The organism is Arthrobacter sp. R3-55 (genome assembly GCF_054161505.1).
Window position 1 is genome coordinate 4,445,597 of sequence record NZ_CP096423.1, and the last position, 16,379, is coordinate 4,461,975.

The window sequence follows — 16,379 nt, forward strand, 5'->3', positions numbered from 1 at the left end:
CAGAGGAGAAGAGGTGGCAGGCAAGCAACAAGAGCGCGTGAACGTGGAAGGCCACGAACTCACCCTCACCAACCTGGGGAAAATCATCTACCCGGAAACCGGCACCACCAAGGCCGAAGTGCTGGAGTATTACGCCGCCGTGGCACCTTTCCTGATTCCTGCCGCGGCCAACCGGCCCGTCACCCGTAAGCGCTGGGTCAATGGGGTGGGCACCGCCGAAAATCCCGGCCAGGTGTTCTTCCAAAAGAACCTCGAGGACTCTGCGCCGAAATGGATTCCCCGTGCCGCCATTGAGCATTCGGACCACACCAACGTCTATCCCATGGTCAACAACCTGGCCACGCTCACCTGGATGGCCCAGATCGCGTCCCTCGAGATCCACGTTCCGCAGTGGCAAGTGGATCCTTCAGGGAAGCCGCTCCGGCCGGACCGCTTCGTCCTGGACCTCGATCCCGGTCCCGGCGCCGGGCTGCCTGAGTGCGTCGAAGTAGCCAAGCTGGCCCGTTCCATCCTGCAGGACATGGGCATGGATCCTGTCCCAGTCACCAGCGGCAGCAAGGGAATCCACCTCTATACCGGCCTCGACGGAACCCTGAAGTCCGAGCAAGTGTCCGGCTTCGCCAAAGAACTCGCCCGAGCTTTGGAATCGGACCACCCGGAACTGGTGGTCAGCGATATGAAAAAGTCCCTCCGCCACGGAAAAGTGTTGGTGGACTGGAGCCAGAACAGCGGCAACAAGACCACCATCGTCCCCTATTCGCTGCGCGGAAAGGCCCACCCCACGGTCGCTGCGCCCCGCACGTGGCGCGAGCTCGCCTCCCCTTCGCTGGACCACCTCGACTACTTGGCCGTCATGAAGCGCGTCAGGACGGGCAAGGACCACTTCGCCCCGATTTCCGAGCGGCACCTTCCACCTCACGGCGAGGATGAGAAGGACGACGACGGCGGTGCTGCTTCAAGCGGTCCCGGCACCAGCGGTCCCGGCGCCGGTTCCAGCACCAGCGGTCCCGGCCGTTCCCGCGAGCGTGTGGTGACGGTGGAGAATCGTCTCGCCAAGTACGTCGGGATGCGCGATCCGCAGAAAACGCCGGAGCCGTTTCCGTCGTCGTCGGCTGGTTCCCCGCAAACCGCGGAGTCCTCCGATCAGCCGAAACCCGGAGACCCTCCGCCGCCGGGGGGTATCTTCGTCATCCAGGAGCACCACGCCCGGCGCTATCACTTGGACCTTCGGTTGGAGCATCACGGCGTCCTGGCGTCGTGGGCGTTGCCGCGGGGTGTCCCGGAAACCCCCGACCGGAACAACCTTGCCGTGCACACCGAAGACCACCCCATGGAGTACGCGAACTTCGCGGGCGTCATTCCCAAGGGTGAGTACGGGGCTGGAACCATGACCATCTGGGATCGCGGCGAGTACACGTGCGAGAAGTGGCGGGACGGCAAGGAAGTCATCGCCACTCTCACCGGCGAACCCGGTGGTGGCCTGGGTGGAACCAAGCGGTTCGCGCTCATCAACACTGGTCAGAATTGGCTCATCCACCTCATGAAGGAACAGCCCGGGGGTCGGAGAATTTCTGCCACCAGTTCGTCGAAGTCCGGGACACGGCCCCCGGCAGCCGCGCCTGCAGCTCCGCAACCCATGCCGAACTACACCCCCATGCTCGCTACCTCCGGGACCACTGCTGATCTCCGTGGCGACGATTGGCTGTATGAACTGAAATGGGACGGAATCCGGGCAATCATCACCGGCACCGAGGGCAGGATCCGCCTGATGAGCCGTAACGGAAACGAACTCACCGCCGCCTATCCTGAGCTGACCGACCGCGGTTGCTGGCCGGAGGGCGACTTCGTGGCTGACGGCGAAATCGTGGCGCTCGGCAAGGGATCCAGGCCTGATTTCGGGCGGTTGCAGCTCCGGATGAACCTCGTCAAAGCCGCGGACATTGAACGTGCCCGCACAACCGTTCCGGTGCAACTGATGCTGTTCGACCTTCTTTACGACGCCGGCACGGACTTGAGCGGGCTGCCGTTCCGCGATCGCCGGGAGAAGCTTTCGGGGTTTGCGGAGCGTGTACGCAAAGGCTGCCCGCTGCACCTTTCAGCAGTGTTGGACCACGACGTTGAGGACCTCATGACCAGCGCTGCCGAGCTTGGCCTGGAAGGTGTCATGGCAAAGAAGGCCGATAGCCGTTATGTGATCGGCCGCCGCAGCAGGTCCTGGATCAAGCTCAAGCTGGAGCAAAGCCAGGAAGTTGTGGTGGGCGGTTGGCGTCCGGGCGCCGGGGCACGGAGCGGGACGTTCGGTGCGCTGCTGCTGGGCATTCCCGACGGCGGGAAGCTGCACTACGTGGGCCGGGTGGGCACCGGTTTCAAGGACTGGCAACTCCGCGAGGTCATGGAGCAGTTGGAGCCCCGGGCAGTGAGCGACTCCCCCTTCGCGGACATTCCACGGGAGGACGCTGCGGGCGCCAGATGGGTGAGCCCGGACTTGGTGGCCGAGGTGACGTTCGGCGAATGGACAGGGCCCGGCCGACTACGTCATCCAGTGTGGCGTGGTTGGCGTCCGGACAAGTCCCCTGACGACGTAAGCCAGCCCAACTGAGTAACAGATAACGCTCTATTGAGGGTTCAATGGGACGTTTGCTGTCACTCAGTTGGGCTGGCTACGCGGGTGGTGCGGGTGGTTCGGTTAGGAGGAGTGCGGCATCTGCGGGCGGCTTGTCCTGTGGATCGCCGTCACAGCTGCGCCCTGGCCCATGCGGCCGTGGGCTTGGTCGCGGTCCTTCGGGTGGCGGCGTTTGCCATTGCCGTCCGGCCACTGCTTGCTCTGGTCAGCGCCCAGTGCGATGGCAATGGTTGTCGGCTCGGGCATCGGCGCCAAGCCCATGGACTCCACCAAGTGGCTAGCAACCTCAGGATTGATGCGTTCAGATTCGTGATTCGCAGTCATGGTTCTTCCTTTCCAGTGTGCCTGTATTTCCAGTTGTGCCTGTTTTCCAGTGGTACTTGTCCGCAGTTTTTACCAGCGGACCTTCTTCTCGGTCTTGGCCTGCTTGCCGCTGGCGGAGGTGGGCTTGTGCCCCTTGCCGGTGCTTTGCCAGCCGGCGGGGGCACCGCCTCCGGACTTGCTGGCCAGCATGGCCTTCTGGGCGTCGGTCAGCTTGGATTTGATACCGCCGGTAGCCGGGGTCTTCTTGTTTTCGGAAGGGTTGGCAGTCATGTGTGGACTCCTAAAAGTGTGAGTCCTGAAGAGACACGTATCCCTGTCGTTGCGGTTCGGGAAAAGGCATCGAGAACGGGAACGGCATGGAGGCAGGGCCTCAACAGGCGTGGATTTTTGTCAGGTGAAACTCGGCTGTGCCGCTCAGGCAAAGGCCGGTCTACTCAAAAATCAGTGTTCCCATGCCTCATACCCTAACCAAAAACGGAGAACTTTGGGAACCCCTTGGCTAGCATGGCCTTCATGACCCGGGGATCCGACGTTGTGGCCACCCTGCGCGCCGCCGGCTGTGTTTTCGCGGAAGATGAAGCGCAACTGCTCATCGAGGCCGCCCACCATCCGGACCAGCTCAGCCGCATGGTGGATCAACGGCTCAGCGGCCTGCCCTTGGAACACATCGTGGGGTGGGCCGATTTCTGCGGGACGCGGATGTCGGTGGATCCCGGCGTGTTCGTCCCGCGGCGTCGCACGGAGTTCCTGGTGCGGATGGCAGCGATGATCGCCCAACCCGGAGCCGTCGTCGTGGATCTGTGCTGCGGTTCCGGGGCCATCGGTGCCGCGCTCAGTGATCGTCTGGGAAGCAGTGAGTTGCACGCGGCAGACATCGATCCCGACGCTGTCCACTGCGCGCGACACAACATCGAGCCCCGCGGCGGCACTGTTCACCAGGGCGACCTTTACGCGGCGCTCCCCCTTGAACTGCGCGGGAAGGTGGACGTGCTGCTCGCCAATGCGCCGTACGTTCCTACCAGGGCCATCGAGATGATGCCGCAGGAGGCGCGGGTCCATGAGCCGCGGTTAGCGCTCGACGGCGGCGCTGACGGTTTGGTTCTCCAGCGTCGGGTTGCGCTGGGGGCAGCCGGGTGGTTGGCGCCGGGCGGGTGGCTGTTGATCGAAACATCGCAGGAGCAGTCGCCTGGGACGGCCCGGATCCTTGGCGGGGCCGGGCTGCGGGTGGAGCTTGCCTCCGATGAAGAGCTGGATGCAACCGTGGTGATCGGTCATCGAGCATAGCCCGTCCAACCCTCAGCCTTGACCAAAGAACCGCCCACACAGAGACAGCGAAGGCCGACACCGTTCCGGGTGCCGGTCTTCGTTGTCTCAGGAAGTGTCGGTCAGTCCATTGCTGCTGTGGAGTTCTCTAGAATCTGCGGCGGAAGCAGTACATTCAGCGGCTTTCTGAATGGCCCGTCAGTTGACGTCCCACCCTGCCGTCTTCGCCGCCTCCAACTCGGCAAATTTGGCGGTCATCGTCGAGTTGCCTCGCGTGAGCTTCCTAATGGTGAGATCTTCCGCTTTGGCGTTCGCAAGCCGAAAGTGAAGGGCGGCCCGCGGGCCTTTGTCAGCGCGGCCACGGGCGCGGCCAACTACCTGCGGAGCCCGGAAACACCGGGGAACAAGCCGGCTGAAGGCGAAGAAACACTGGCCTCAAAGTACCGCCGGTACTCCGGCCAGCTGTCACGGGCGTGGGCGCTGTGTTCCGGCTCGGATAACTTGGCTGAACTTCTGCCCGAAATCCAGATCTACGAGGAGACGCGGGTCTACATGGCCAAGTTCGACGCCGCAGACCGACAGGCCAGCGGGGAGCCGGTGCCGGAGGAGATCCAGCGGCTGCTGGGTAACCTCGTGGCGTCAGCAACCTCTTCCGGAGAGGTACTGGACATCTACGAGGCAGCGGGCATGCCGAAGCCCTCGCTGGACGACCTGACGCCGGAATTCATGGCCAAGACCCAGAATGCCCGCAACCCGCAACTGGCAATAGAGGCACTGCGGAAGCTCATCGCTGACGAGTCTGCTGTTGCGACCAGAAACAACGTGATTCGCCAACGGGCCTTCTCAGAACGCGTTACCGAGCTGATGCGAAAGTACACCAACCAGCAGCTGACGTCGGGAGATCATCGCCGAGTTGGTCGAGCTGGCACGCGAAGTCGCGGCCGAGGGCAATCGAGGCGCCCATTTCACTCCCCCTCTGAATTCGGACGAACTGGCCTTCTACGACGCTGTGGCCTCCAACGAGTCTGCCGTGGAGATACAGGGCGAAGGCGTGCTCGCCGATATCGCCCGCGAGCTGCTGGCGGTGATGCGCCGGGACGTTCGGACCGACTGGACGGTACGCGATGACGTCAAGGCAAAACTTCGTTCATCGATCAAAAGGCTTCTGGTCCGTTTCGGGTACCCGCCGGACAAGCAACCGGAAGCGATCAAACTGGTGATGGAGCAGATGGAGTCTATGGCTCCTCGGTTTGTGGACGCACGGCTTAACGCCTGAGGCTGCGCTGGTGTGGTCGTTGGGGCGCCTTCTGGCCGATACGCTGGGAACATCAGGTAAGAGCCTGAGGTGCCGTTAAAGAACAAAAGACCCGAGTGCAATCGGGTCTTTGTTCAGCGCGGTGCGCTCATTGGTGCGGTCAGAGGGTCATATCCTCAAATCCGAACACTTTGAGTGTATGGCCCTACGCACGTGGGGCGCAACGTTGTTGTGCTCATAGACACGTGTAGCCCGTGCCCTGTTCCTCCGGGAGGAGGTGCCGGCATGGAATCCAAACGGAAACGTGAAGAACCATGGGGCGCCTGGAACTTGGCGGTGAACATCATCCGACTAGTCGTTGATGTCGTCCGCCTGTTCTGGCACAACATCCCCTAACCGGGAGCGGTGGCCATTGGCGCGATGCTGGTGGCCGCCGTCAATGTGTAAGCGACTCGTTCTGCCCGGGCAACTGCTGGACCACCACTTTCTCGCGCAGGCTCATCTGCGGAATCGGCTCCCAAACCGTCAGCTTTTAGGGCCGAATCAGCCCCGTTACATGGGTGTAGCTAAACAATTTGGTAACAACGTGCTCCCGAGGGCAAAAACGGCCGGTCATCCGCATGATTGCAGGGCAAGAGCAGGTAATGAGATGCAACACACCTAGGCAATTTGCACCCTCTCAGAGCCCAAAAATCGGATCTCAACTCGGGTTTTCGGCCCAAAACCCGTAAAATTGAAACCCTGCCCAGAGCGGGGCAGCAGAAGTCGCAAGCAAATGACCTCCCTAGGAGAAGCCCAAATGCCCATAGACCAAAGCACGTCCGTCTCTCCGGATGGCGCAAGGAACGCCACCGGAAACCAGGAAGCGGCAGCCCCCACGGGCGCCGCAAACGCAGTAAAGAACGCAACAAAGAAGACCAAGCTCCGCCCGAAGCGCCGGCTGAAAGAATCCGACGTCAATGTGGTGAACAAGCCGATGCTGCGCAAAGCACTCGGCGGCACCATCGTCGGCAACACCATGGAATGGTACGACGTCGGCGTGTTCGGCTACCTCATCACCACCATGGGCCCTGTCTTCCTGCCGGAAGCAGACAAGTCCGTCCAGACACTTTTCCTTCTGGGCACCTTCGCCGCAACCTTCATCGCACGCCCCCTCGGTGGCGTCGTGTTCGGTTGGCTCGGCGACAAGGTGGGCCGCCAGAAGGTGCTCGCAGCAACACTGATGCTCATGGCGGCAAGTACGTTCGCCGTCGGCCTCCTTCCCGGTTACGCGCAGATCGGCATCTGGGCCGCCGCGTTGCTGGTGATCCTGAAGCTCATCCAGGGTTTCTCCACCGGTGGCGAGTACGCCGGTGCCACCACTTTTGTCAGCGAGTACGCCCCGGACAAGCGCCGCGGCTACTTTGCCAGCTTCCTTGATATGGGCAGCTACATCGGCTTCGCCCTCGGCGCCGCCCTGGTTTCGGTCCTGCAGCTCACGCTCGGACAGGCAGCCATGGAGGAATGGGGTTGGAGGATTCCGTTCCTGATCGCCGGTCCGCTGGGCCTCATTGCCGTGTACTTCCGAAGCAAGATCGAGGAATCCCCCCAGTTCCAGGCAACCCTGGATGCCCAGGAAGCCTCGGCCAAGGATGCAGCCTCACAGGATGCTGCCGTGGCCAAGGGACCCATCGGCATCATCAAGGCCTATTGGCGCCAGATCGTGCTGGCCATGATCCTGGCAGCTGCAGCCAACACCGTTGGTTACGCACTGACCTCGTACATGCCCACGTACCTCACTGATTCCAAGGGTTACGACCCCGTCCACGGCACCTTGCTGACCATCCCGGTCCTGGTGATCATGGCCGTGTGCATCCCGCTGACCGGTAAGCTTTCGGACCGGATCGGCCGCCGCCCCGTGCTGTGGGTCGGCGCAGGCAGCACCATCGTCTTCTCCATACCGGCGTTCATGCTGATCGGCATTGGCGATATCTGGTCCACGCTGGCCGGCCTTGCCCTGATTGCCTTCCCGGTGACGTTCTACATCGCCAACCTGGCCTCTGCACTGCCGGCACTGTTCCCGACGTCCAGCCGTTACGGCGGAATGGGCATCGCTTACAACTTCTCGGTGGCGATCTTCGGTGGAACCACACCGTTCATCGTGCAGGGCCTGATCGAGGGCACGGGCGATGACATGATGCCGGCGTACTACCTGATGGCTACGTCCATCATTGGTGCGATCGCCATCTACTTCCTGCGTGAATCCGCCCAGCGCCCCCTGCCCGGCTCCATGCCCAGCGTGGACACCCAGGCAGAGGCACGCGAGCTCGTAGCAACACAGGACACCAACCCGCTGATCAACCTGGACGAGATGCCGTTCGACGGCCAGCCCGTTGATGACGCGGTGTTCGGTAAAGGCAACAAGGACCTGACCCCCGCTTAGGAATTCTTTGCCTGCAACTTCTGCGAAGCCATTCAGATAGTTCGCGGCCGCCGTGCCGCCCACCGTAGCCACCAGCCCCAAGGCGCTCTCCTTGAGGTTGGTGGCTGCGGCTGTTAAAGCCCCAACTGGGCCTTCACTGCCTCGCCGATAATCCGGGCCCCCTCCGGGAAACCGCCGGGATTGGGGCCGGCGAAATTGAGCCGGATGTAAGGTCCTTCCGGTTCCGCCGGGAACCACTCCGTGCCCGCGGCAATGAGCACCCCGGCCGCCTCGCAATCCTTGGTGAGGTGATCGACGTCGAACCCGTCCGGCATCCGCAACCACAGGTTCAAGCCGCCCTTGGGCAGGTGGCTTAGGTGTGCTTGGGGAACATGCTCGCGGAGGCTGGTGACCAGGAGGTCGCGGCGGGACTGCAACTGGTGTCCGAGTCCGCGAAGGTGAGTTTGCCACCCGGGCTGGGTGACGACGTCGAGCGCTGCTGCTTGGAGCAGCCCGCTGACGTACATCGATTCGGCGGCTTGCGCTCCCATGATCCGTTCGCGTGCCGGCCCGCGTGCGATAACCGCAGCGATGCGGACGGAGGGCGAAACGCTCTTGGTCAGCGAACGAATGTAGACCACATGCCCGGAATCGTCCTTGGCCGCCAGCGGGACTGAGCGTGCGGTGATACCGAAGTCGTGCGCCCAGTCGTCCTCCACAAGGAACGCTCCGTGCCGCTGGAGAATCCGCAGGACCTCTTCCCCACGTTCGGCCGACCACTGAGCACCCGTGGGGTTGGCGAAGTTTGGCTGTGCGTAGAACAACCGCGCGCCCGATTCCTCGAAAGCCCGGTCCAGTTCTTCCGGGTCCGGACCTTCCGGACCGGACGGAACAGGGATGACATTGACGCCCGCCTGGCCTGCCGCCAGCAGCGCGCCCCAGTAACTGGGCGACTCCACCAGCAACGGCCGGCCGTGCCCCACCAGGCCTCGGAAAATCGAGCTGAGTCCGCTCTGGCTCCCCGGAAGTACGACGACGTCGCTCGGCTGGGGCGGTGTAATGCCCACCGGCGTTGAGGTACTGAGTTCCTGCGCGAACCAGGTCTGGAGTTCGGGAAGACCTTGCGCCGGCGGCCGGGACAGGGCCGCATCTCCCCTTGCGGCACGAGTGAGGGCGGCGCGGACGAGCCGCTCGGGGAGGAGTTCACGGTCCGGATACCCGGAGTGGAAAGCGATGACATCGTTGGTGGCGCTCCGCATGGCGGCAGAGTTCAATGGTCGTGCGGCTTGGGCTGCCCGCAACGCTGCTGTTTGCCATCCGTAGTCCGAGGGCCTGGCCGTCCGGTAGGCGCGCACGAAGGTTCCCACGCCGGGACGGCTCTCAATCAGGCCCTGTGCGGTGAGTGTCCGCAGTGCCTTTTGAACCGTGACGGGGCTGGCTTGGTACTCGGCCACGAGTTGCCGGGTCGATGGCAGTTTGGCTCCGGGCGCCGCTCCTGCGATCCATTCTTTTACTCGCACGACGATCCGTGAACTGCTATCGTGATTCATGAGTCATAATAGTAGCGCTACTACACTTTCGCGGCCAGTGGTATCCACCAGGATGTCAACAGGGATCTGGTGGGGCCTCCTCGGCGTCGTTGCTTTCTCCTTCACTGTTCCGCTCACCCGGGTGGCTGTGGAGGGGATGTCCCCCTTGTTCATCGGAGCGGGCAGGGCGGTGGTTGCGGCCATTCTCGCGGCTCTTGCCTTGGGATTGACCCGGCAGCGTCTTCCTCAAGGCCGGCAATGGATTCGACTTGCGGTGGTTGCCGGAGGAATCGTAGCCGGGTTCCCGCTCCTGACCACGTTCGCCTTGACCAGTACGTCCGCCAGCCATGGCGCGGTGGTGATCGCGCTGCTGCCCGCAGCAACCGCGACTGTAGCGGTGATCCGGGGACGGGAACGGCCACGAATGCTGTTTTGGGTCCTCACGGCAGTGGGCGTGGTTGCCGCTGTGGTGTTCGCCCTGGTCCAATCGGGTGGTTTCGGTTCGCTGCACTGGGCCGACCTTCTGTTGCTGGGTGCCGTGGTGGCTGCGGCCATTGGCTACGCGGAGGGCGGGCTGCTGGCCAGGGAACTCGGTGCGTGGCAGACCATCTCCTGGGCGTTGGTGGTGGCTTCCCCTGTAATGATTCTTCTGACGGTGGTGTCACTGGGTCCGGGTATGCCTGCCGCCACCACCATCCAGTGGTTGTCCTTCGCTTACCTCGGCGTAGTGAGCATGTTCCTGGGCTTCTTCGCCTGGTATCGCGGACTGGCCATCGGGCCCATGGCGCAGGTCAGCCAGATCCAACTGGTCCAACCCGTCATGAGCATCGCCTGGGCAGGGCTCCTGCTCGGCGAATCGATGACATGGACCACCGTGATCGGCGGCCTCGTGGTGATTCTGTGCGCCGGTGCCGCCGTCCGTGTCAGGCTCAGGAAGTAGGATTCCGCGTGCCGCGAGCGCAGCCGGTGTGGAACCGGCCCGGACCTCGTAGAATCGGCGCATGCGCGAGAGTCCGGTGGGGTCCATCCACCATCTTGAGATCTGGGTGCCGATCCTTGAACGGGCACGGCAAGAGTGGGGCTGGTTGCTGGGTGAGCTTGGTTATGAGCCGTTCCAGGAGTGGCCTACCGGGTGCAGTTGGAAGCTTGACGGCACCTACGTGGTGGTAGAGCAGACGGATGCCATCACCGGGACCGCGCACCGGCGCACCGATCCTGGGCTCAACCACGTAGCCTTCCATGCCGGAACCCGGGAGAACGTGGACCGGATCCGGGCACTGGGTGCGGACGCGGGTTGGTATGAGATGTTCGAGTCGAAGTATCCGCACGCGGGCGGCCCGGACCACTACGCGGCGTACTTGCTCAATACGGACAGCTACGAGGTAGAGCTGGTGGCGGACCAGCGCAGCTGAGCTAGGTGGGCGGGACCGCTGGGCGCCACATGGCTACGCGGGGCCAGCGGGTCAGGCCCAACTCAGCCTCGTGATCCATGAGGCGGGTCAGCTCCGGACCCCAAGTGCCGGCGTCGAGCACGTCAAAACCAAGCCGGCGGTAGTACGGAGCGTTCCAGGGCACATCGCGGAATGTGCTCAACGTTTGCCGCTGCATGCCGTGTCCACGGGTCCACACCCGGGCGGCATGCAGGAGCTCGCGGCCCAGGCCTTGGTGCGCTTGATCCGGATGGACGCTGACCTGCTCCACGTGGCCGTTGCCATCAACGACGTCCGCCAACAGGTAAGCCACCGGGTAATCGAGCCCGTCCACGGAAACCCAGGCCCTGCCCGCTGCGGCGTAACCCTGCAGCTCATCGACGGAAAGTGGGGGGTCGTCCGCCACTGAATCCATCCCCAAGGAACGGAAGGCCTCACCCGCGGCACGCTCGATCTCCTGCAGGACCAGTAGGTCGTCGGCATGCGCGAGCCTGATCATTGCCGGGAATCCAAAGGTGATGCCGGTGGTGCCTGGGCCACCAGGAATTCGTTGCGCTTCTCTATCAGGTTCTGCAGGTACCGGGCCAGAACAAGCTTCTCCACGAGCCTGCCCACGGGACCGAACGGCGCAGCAAATTCCACGGTATCCACCATGAGCGTCCCACTGCCGTCCGCCCGGAACTCGTGAGTATGGCGGAGGTACTTGAAGGGGCCCTTCACCTGTTCGTCAGAGAACGACGACGGCGCCTCCATCCGCGTGATGCGACTGGTCATACGGAAGCGGACACCCAGATGCCACGCCTGCCACGTGACGGTCTGGCCTTCGGAAATCAGGCCGGTGGTCACTCCGGCCACTGCCTTCTCCCGGCTTTTGGTCATCGATCCCACGTGGGCGTCGATGTTGCGGGAAAGATCAAACAGCTCCTGCGGCGACATGCTGGAGCGGGTGCGGCAAACGAAAGCGACGGGCATACCTCGATCTTCCCAGACCTTTCCTCCTCAGCGCACCGACGTCCGCTACGGCTTGTGACCGGGCTAATGGCGGCCACGACGGTGATAGTGCTAATTTCCAAAGGCAAGCCCTGACTGATTGGTGGTGTTCCCCCGTGCCCGGATTGATGGTCCACGCCCGCGAACTCCACCGGCTTGGGCCCGCCAACAACGATCGCCTCTCAGCCGTGCGCGTTGCCCTGAGCGTCGCGGTACCGGCACTGGTCCTCATTCTCATCGGCCGCCCGGACCTCATGATGTACGCCGTCTTCGGTGCACTGACCGGAATGTACGGCCGCAACGAAACGCATCAGCTCAGGCTCAAGCACCAAGCCCAGGCGGCCCTGTTCCTGGTGGGTGGGCTGACCATCGGCGTTTTCCTCTCGGTCAACCACATCCATTCATGGTGGTTGGTGCTGGTAGCCACCTGCTTTGCCGGGGCGGGCTCCCTGTACGCGGACGCAGTGCGCCTCAAACCGATCGGCCCGTTCTTCGGCATCCTCGCTTTGGGCGCCTGCGCCTCCGTGCCAACCAACGTTCCACTCACGACGGCGGTACTCATCGGTGCCGGGTCGGCCGCCTTTTCGCTTCTGGTGGGGTTTGCCGGCTGGCTCCGTCACCGTGTGTGGGAGGCCGGTGCCGGACGTGATGTTCCCATCCTTCGCGGACCGCAGCGCCAGGCAGCCTTGGTCCAGGCTGCCCTGGTCCACGCCGCTCGCTACTCGCTCGCGGTCGGTGCAGCCGGGGCCATCGGAGTGCTGAGCGGGAGCGGGCATCCGCACTGGGCCATGGCTGCCGCGGCTGTGCCCCTCGCCGGAGCCGACCTCCCAAGCCGCGTCCACCGAGGTATCCACCGCATCGTGGGGACGTTCCTCGGCTTGGCGGTGGTCGCCGTCGTACTTTTCCCAGGTCCGCTATCGCCGCTTCAGTACTTCCCCGGGCAGACAACCGTGGTGCTCGCCGTGTTGGTGGTTCTGTGCCAGTTCCCCACGGAGCTCTTCATGGCCCGGCACTACGGGTGGGCCATGGTGTTCTTTACGCCGGTGATCCTGCTGATCGCACAGCTGGCAGCACCCATGGACCCGGGCCTGCTGGTGATGGAGCGTGCTGTTGAAACGTTCGTGGGCGCAGTGGTGGGCATTGCGGTGGCGGTGCTGGTTCGGGCGCCTCGTAGGCGTGTTCCGCAGTAGGAACTGGTCCGCACCACCGGCCTACGGCTCCAGCGGCTTCCGGGGCGGGCCGGACGTCAGCTTGGCCGGCAGAACGCGGGCAAAAAAGGTGACCACTTTGTAGCGGCGCGTCGGGATGGAAACGCCCTTGCCTTTGGCGTTGTCCGCCAGGCCTTCGCGCACTACCCGCTCAGCGGTGAGCCAAAGGAACCGGGGGGCTACGGACTTGTCCATGCCCATGCGGTCGTGGAATTCGGTGTGTGTGAAACCCGGGCACACTGCGGTAACCTGCACGCCGGACTTCGCATAGGTGATGTTTGCCCATCGGCTGAAGGTCACCTGCCAGGCCTTGGCCGCCGAGTACGTGCCACGGTTGGCGAAGGCGGCAACGCTGGCCACGTTGATGATCCTGCCCTTGCCCCGGACCAACATGACCTCCAAGGCGGCGTGGCACAGCTCCATGGGTGTCTGCACGTGGAGCCGGAGGTGCCGCCGTTCCTCGTCCAGGTCATTGCGTTCAAAAGACTTCAGAAGGCCGATCCCGGCGTTATTGACCAGTACGTCCACGGGCCGGGTGGCGTCCCGGAGTCGGTCCGCCACCGCCGAAACCCCGACGCCGGTGGTCAGATCGGCGGGAAGGATCTCCGCCGAGATACTGAAGTCGCGTTCGAGCTCGGCGGCCTTTTCCTTCAAGCGTTCCTGGTCACGGGCCACAAGGACCACGTGATGGCCCGATTCGGCGAGTTGGCGCGCAAATTCAGCACCGAGCCCCGCGGTGGCCCCGGTGATCAGGGCAGTGAGTTCATTGGCTCGTATGGTCATGGGCCAAGACTAGTAGGGGTGGCCTCCGGAACCCACTGGTTCCGGCTTACTGGCGCGTGGCCGGGTCACCACCACAGCAACCACAGTGATGCCCAGCATGGCAAGAGCCCACCAGGGAAAGCCGGGATCGATCGTGGTGCTGGGAAGGACTTGTTGTCCGTCATCGGCAGAGGGAGGCTCGGTGCGTTCACCCCGTACCAGCAACCTGTGGCTGTTGACACCCTTGGGCGTGCAGGTGATGAGGGTGACGTAGTCCTTGCCCTCAACCTTCCTGAGGGCGTCGGTTTCATCCGGAAGTACCGTCAGGATCTGGTCCACCTTGTAGTACAGGGTTTCGTCCAGGGTTGAAATGCTGAAGACATCGCCTTCGGCCATCTGGTCCACGTGGTCAAAGAGGGTCGCATTAACAAAGCCGGAGTGCCCGGTCAGTACGCTGTGGGTGCTGGCGCCCCCGACCGGGAGCGCAGATCCGAACAAATGCCCCACTCCCTTGGAGAGCGCATCTTCTTCCGTGCCGTGAAAGATCGGCAGGTCGGCGCGGATGGAGGGGATACTGATGCGGCCCATCATTCCGCCCGGTCCCACAGCAAGCATCTTCTTGTAGGCCTCGGAACCGGCGCCGATGACGGCCTGTTCGCCTTTGCTGTTGAGTGAGTACGGATCGCGGAGGGGTCCCGACGGGAGACCCTCGTTGAACTTCCGGGCCTCCTCAAACAGCGCTTTCTGTTCCGAGGGATTGAGATTTTGCACGGAGTCCACGTAGCCGCTGATTTCCGTGGCATGGACCCGATCCGAGAACCAGGCGGCAGCGGTGGGATACAGGAGCACTCCCACACCGATCACAGCAGCAAGGACTATGAAAACTCGCTGTTTGCTCCATTGTCGGGAAAAGCTGCGGATACGGGCTGGGAGTTGTGACATCAGAATCCTGGGCAGATAACGGTACATGCAGGAACCAAAGTGGGGGAAAACGCAGGTTATGCGTCTTCCCCCACCCTGTTTTCACCTGGAGCGCGGCTTTGACCGGCTCCCGGAATTAGCTGTTGGTGGTCCTGCGTGTGCGGACGAACAACAGGCTGGCACCGGCGATCAGGAGAAGGCCGGCTCCGTACAGCAGACCGGTTCCAACGCCACCGGTCAGCGGCAGCTCGAAGCCGCCGTTGGACGGTACGTTCTTGACCTCGAGGTCGATGCCTACGGTGGTGGACGCAGCGTTTACCAGGAAGGAAACGGGCTCAGCAAGCAGCTCGTAGCCGGACGGAGCAGTGGTCTCCACCAGGTAGTAGGTGCGGTAATCAGCGGAGCCGGGTGCAACAGCTGCACCGTTGGCCCAGTCCGAGTAGCGCAGGCCGGAGATGGTCAGCGTACCGTCAGCAGCAACGGTGAAGGTGCTCGCACCGTTGAGGGTGATGGGGTTGGTTCCGGCCAGGGCGTCAGCCTCGGTGGAGTACACCGAGAAGGAAGCACCAGCAAGTGCAGCACCGGTCTCGTTGACCTTCTGGAGGGTGATCTCGCCCCACTTGGTGACTACGGGAGGGGTGACGATCGGTCCGCCGGGCTGGCCCGGAGCGATGGTGAAGCTACCCAGGTTCGGGTAAACAACAGCTTCGTTCTCGATCTCGCCGATGGTGTTGACGGTGGTGTTCACAACCAACTGAACACGGGTGTCGTTGTTTGCTGCAAGCAGTGCCCGGCCGGCGGCCGTGAACTCTACCGAAACGGTGTTCGTGGCAGCATCGAAGTTCACCGTGTAGTCGGTGCCCTCGGTGATGACGGTGCCATCAACCAGTGTTGCGGTGGCATCCACGTATGTCAGCTTGGCGTCCAGCTGGTCCACGATCTTGTAGCCGTCAATGACAGCGTCATTGGGGATGTCGCCGGTGATGGTGTAGTCGATCTGGTCGCCCAACTTGACGTCAGGTGCATCGGTGACGGTCTTCTCTGCACCCGTGACGGAGTTCTTGGGGTACACGTGGACGTCGTAGATCCAGTTGTCCGTGTTGTCCGGGTCCGTCAAGGGAACCGAAACCAGGAACGGCGCCGACGGCGTGACGCCGGACGGGTATGCCGTTTCCGACACCAAGTACAAGCCAACGGGGAGGCTGCCAAAAGCAGCGGTGCCGGCAGCGTCGGTGGTGTCCGTCTGGGCGGATCCAAGCGTAAAGCCTGCACCGGAAATGGAACCTGCCGGGTCACTCGCGGAGAAGACGCTGCTCAGGTTGTGTGCAGCTTCCCATCCGGCGTTGCTGGACAGGTCAATGGTGTTGACCTGCTGGATGGTGAACTCAATGCCTGCCAGCGGGCTAAGGCCGGTGGTATCAACCACGGTGCCATTGTTGGGCAAACCGGTGGGGGTGTCCGGACGTTCGAACTTGTGAACGGTGATGGAACCCGTCTGGTCACCGTCAACAAGGGGAGCGGCCGAGGCCGGAGCCATGGAGAACGACATTGCCAGCACCGCCCCCGTGATGGTGGCGGCGGCGGTCTTCAAAAGCCGCCGTGAGCTGTGATTACTCACTTCTGTCCTCTTTCTTAGTGGTGGTGCGGTGTTCGGAGATGAACACTTTCTGACA

General features: G+C 63.1%; 14 protein-coding genes and 1 pseudogene. 7 read left to right on the plus strand and 8 right to left on the minus strand.

From position 1 onward, the window contains the following. Positions 1 to 13: 13 nt before the first annotated feature. Positions 14 to 2,599, plus strand: a complete 2,586-nt coding sequence (locus M1D51_RS20375) for an ATP-dependent DNA ligase (protein WP_458107810.1) — start codon at positions 14 to 16, stop codon at positions 2,597 to 2,599. 87 nt (positions 2,600 to 2,686) lie between these two features. Here M1D51_RS20375 and M1D51_RS20380 read toward each other — a convergent pair whose 3' ends face one another. Together M1D51_RS20380 and M1D51_RS20385 are read right to left on the minus strand one after the other, a co-directional pair. Then, the gene (locus tag M1D51_RS20380) at positions 2,687 to 2,947 is read right to left on the minus strand and encodes a hypothetical protein (protein ID WP_458107811.1); all 261 of its coding nucleotides are present in this window, start codon (positions 2,945 to 2,947) and stop codon (positions 2,687 to 2,689) included. A 69-nt stretch (positions 2,948 to 3,016) separates the two neighbouring features. Beyond that, positions 3,017 to 3,217, minus strand: coding sequence for a hypothetical protein (locus M1D51_RS20385; protein ID WP_458107812.1), 201 nt, complete (start codon positions 3,215 to 3,217; stop codon positions 3,017 to 3,019). 243 nt (positions 3,218 to 3,460) lie between these two features. On the opposite strand from M1D51_RS20385, the gene M1D51_RS20390 reads away from it, so the two are divergent. The 3 genes and pseudogenes from M1D51_RS20390 (at position 3,461) to M1D51_RS20400 (ending at position 7,887) form a co-directional block, all read left to right on the plus strand. Continuing rightward, positions 3,461 to 4,231, plus strand: coding sequence for a putative protein N(5)-glutamine methyltransferase (locus tag M1D51_RS20390; RefSeq protein WP_458107813.1), 771 nt, complete (start codon positions 3,461 to 3,463; stop codon positions 4,229 to 4,231). 303 nt (positions 4,232 to 4,534) lie between these two features. Further along, positions 4,535 to 5,486: pseudogene (locus M1D51_RS20395) on the plus strand (DUF3387 domain-containing protein). Between the two features lie 778 nt (positions 5,487 to 6,264). Further along, on the plus strand, positions 6,265 to 7,887 hold the full coding sequence (locus tag M1D51_RS20400) for an MFS transporter (RefSeq protein ID WP_458107814.1): 1,623 nt from the start codon (positions 6,265 to 6,267) through the stop codon (positions 7,885 to 7,887). Between the two features lie 113 nt (positions 7,888 to 8,000). Here M1D51_RS20400 and M1D51_RS20405 read toward each other — a convergent pair whose 3' ends face one another. Continuing rightward, complete coding sequence (locus M1D51_RS20405) at positions 8,001 to 9,416, minus strand: aminotransferase-like domain-containing protein (protein WP_458107815.1); 1,416 nt, start codon at positions 9,414 to 9,416, stop codon at positions 8,001 to 8,003. Between M1D51_RS20405 and M1D51_RS20410 the strand changes: the two genes are divergently transcribed. Then, a complete protein-coding gene (locus tag M1D51_RS20410) occupies positions 9,415 to 10,335 on the plus strand; it encodes a DMT family transporter (protein ID WP_458107816.1) in 921 nt (306 codons plus the stop codon). The two genes, M1D51_RS20405 and M1D51_RS20410, sit on opposite strands and share 2 nt — an antisense overlap. Before the next feature lie 61 nt (positions 10,336 to 10,396). Continuing rightward, positions 10,397 to 10,807, plus strand: coding sequence for a VOC family protein (locus M1D51_RS20415; protein ID WP_458107817.1), 411 nt, complete (start codon positions 10,397 to 10,399; stop codon positions 10,805 to 10,807). A gap of 1 nt (position 10,808) precedes the next feature. On the opposite strand, the gene M1D51_RS20420 is transcribed toward M1D51_RS20415, so the two are convergent. Further along, complete coding sequence (locus M1D51_RS20420) at positions 10,809 to 11,324, minus strand: GNAT family N-acetyltransferase (protein WP_458107818.1); 516 nt, start codon at positions 11,322 to 11,324, stop codon at positions 10,809 to 10,811. Further along, positions 11,321 to 11,797 carry an SRPBCC family protein gene (locus M1D51_RS20425; RefSeq protein ID WP_458107819.1) on the minus strand — a complete coding sequence of 159 codons (477 nt, stop codon included), beginning with the start codon at positions 11,795 to 11,797 and terminating at the stop codon, positions 11,321 to 11,323. Before M1D51_RS20425 ends, M1D51_RS20420 begins: the two co-directional genes overlap by 4 nt. Before the next feature lie 134 nt (positions 11,798 to 11,931). Here M1D51_RS20425 and M1D51_RS20430 point away from each other — a divergent pair, with 134 nt between their 5' ends. Then, the gene (locus tag M1D51_RS20430) at positions 11,932 to 13,005 is read left to right on the plus strand and encodes an FUSC family protein (protein WP_458107820.1); all 1,074 of its coding nucleotides are present in this window, start codon (positions 11,932 to 11,934) and stop codon (positions 13,003 to 13,005) included. Between the two features lie 21 nt (positions 13,006 to 13,026). On the opposite strand, the gene M1D51_RS20435 is transcribed toward M1D51_RS20430, so the two are convergent. The 3 genes from M1D51_RS20435 to M1D51_RS20445 all read right to left on the minus strand — a co-directional run bounded on the left by M1D51_RS20435 (position 13,027) and on the right by M1D51_RS20445 (position 16,324). After that, positions 13,027 to 13,806 carry an SDR family NAD(P)-dependent oxidoreductase gene (locus tag M1D51_RS20435; RefSeq protein ID WP_458107821.1) on the minus strand — a complete coding sequence of 260 codons (780 nt, stop codon included), beginning with the start codon at positions 13,804 to 13,806 and terminating at the stop codon, positions 13,027 to 13,029. 9 nt (positions 13,807 to 13,815) lie between these two features. Beyond that, the gene (locus M1D51_RS20440) at positions 13,816 to 14,727 is read right to left on the minus strand and encodes a class C sortase (RefSeq protein WP_458107822.1); all 912 of its coding nucleotides are present in this window, start codon (positions 14,725 to 14,727) and stop codon (positions 13,816 to 13,818) included. A gap of 115 nt (positions 14,728 to 14,842) precedes the next feature. Then, on the minus strand, positions 14,843 to 16,324 hold the full coding sequence (locus tag M1D51_RS20445; RefSeq protein ID WP_172325274.1) for a SpaH/EbpB family LPXTG-anchored major pilin: 1,482 nt from the start codon (positions 16,322 to 16,324) through the stop codon (positions 14,843 to 14,845). Between the last annotated feature and the right edge of the window lie 55 nt (positions 16,325 to 16,379).

Coding starts and splice junctions, on each gene's coding strand:
- M1D51_RS20380 (WP_458107811.1), bottom strand. CDS start 2,947: ATGACTGCGAATCACGAATCTGAACGCATCAATCCTGAGGTTGCTAGC.
- M1D51_RS20385 (WP_458107812.1), bottom strand. CDS start 3,217: ATGACTGCCAACCCTTCCGAAAACAAGAAGACCCCGGCTACCGGCGGT.
- M1D51_RS20390 (WP_458107813.1), top strand. CDS start 3,461: ATGACCCGGGGATCCGACGTTGTGGCCACCCTGCGCGCCGCCGGCTGT.
- M1D51_RS20400 (WP_458107814.1), top strand. CDS start 6,265: ATGCCCATAGACCAAAGCACGTCCGTCTCTCCGGATGGCGCAAGGAAC.
- M1D51_RS20410 (WP_458107816.1), top strand. CDS start 9,415: ATGAGTCATAATAGTAGCGCTACTACACTTTCGCGGCCAGTGGTATCC.
- M1D51_RS20405 (WP_458107815.1), bottom strand. CDS start 9,416: ATGAATCACGATAGCAGTTCACGGATCGTCGTGCGAGTAAAAGAATGG.
- M1D51_RS20415 (WP_458107817.1), top strand. CDS start 10,397: ATGCGCGAGAGTCCGGTGGGGTCCATCCACCATCTTGAGATCTGGGTG.
- M1D51_RS20420 (WP_458107818.1), bottom strand. CDS start 11,324: ATGATCAGGCTCGCGCATGCCGACGACCTACTGGTCCTGCAGGAGATC.
- M1D51_RS20425 (WP_458107819.1), bottom strand. CDS start 11,797: ATGCCCGTCGCTTTCGTTTGCCGCACCCGCTCCAGCATGTCGCCGCAG.
- M1D51_RS20435 (WP_458107821.1), bottom strand. CDS start 13,806: ATGACCATACGAGCCAATGAACTCACTGCCCTGATCACCGGGGCCACC.
- M1D51_RS20440 (WP_458107822.1), bottom strand. CDS start 14,727: ATGTCACAACTCCCAGCCCGTATCCGCAGCTTTTCCCGACAATGGAGC.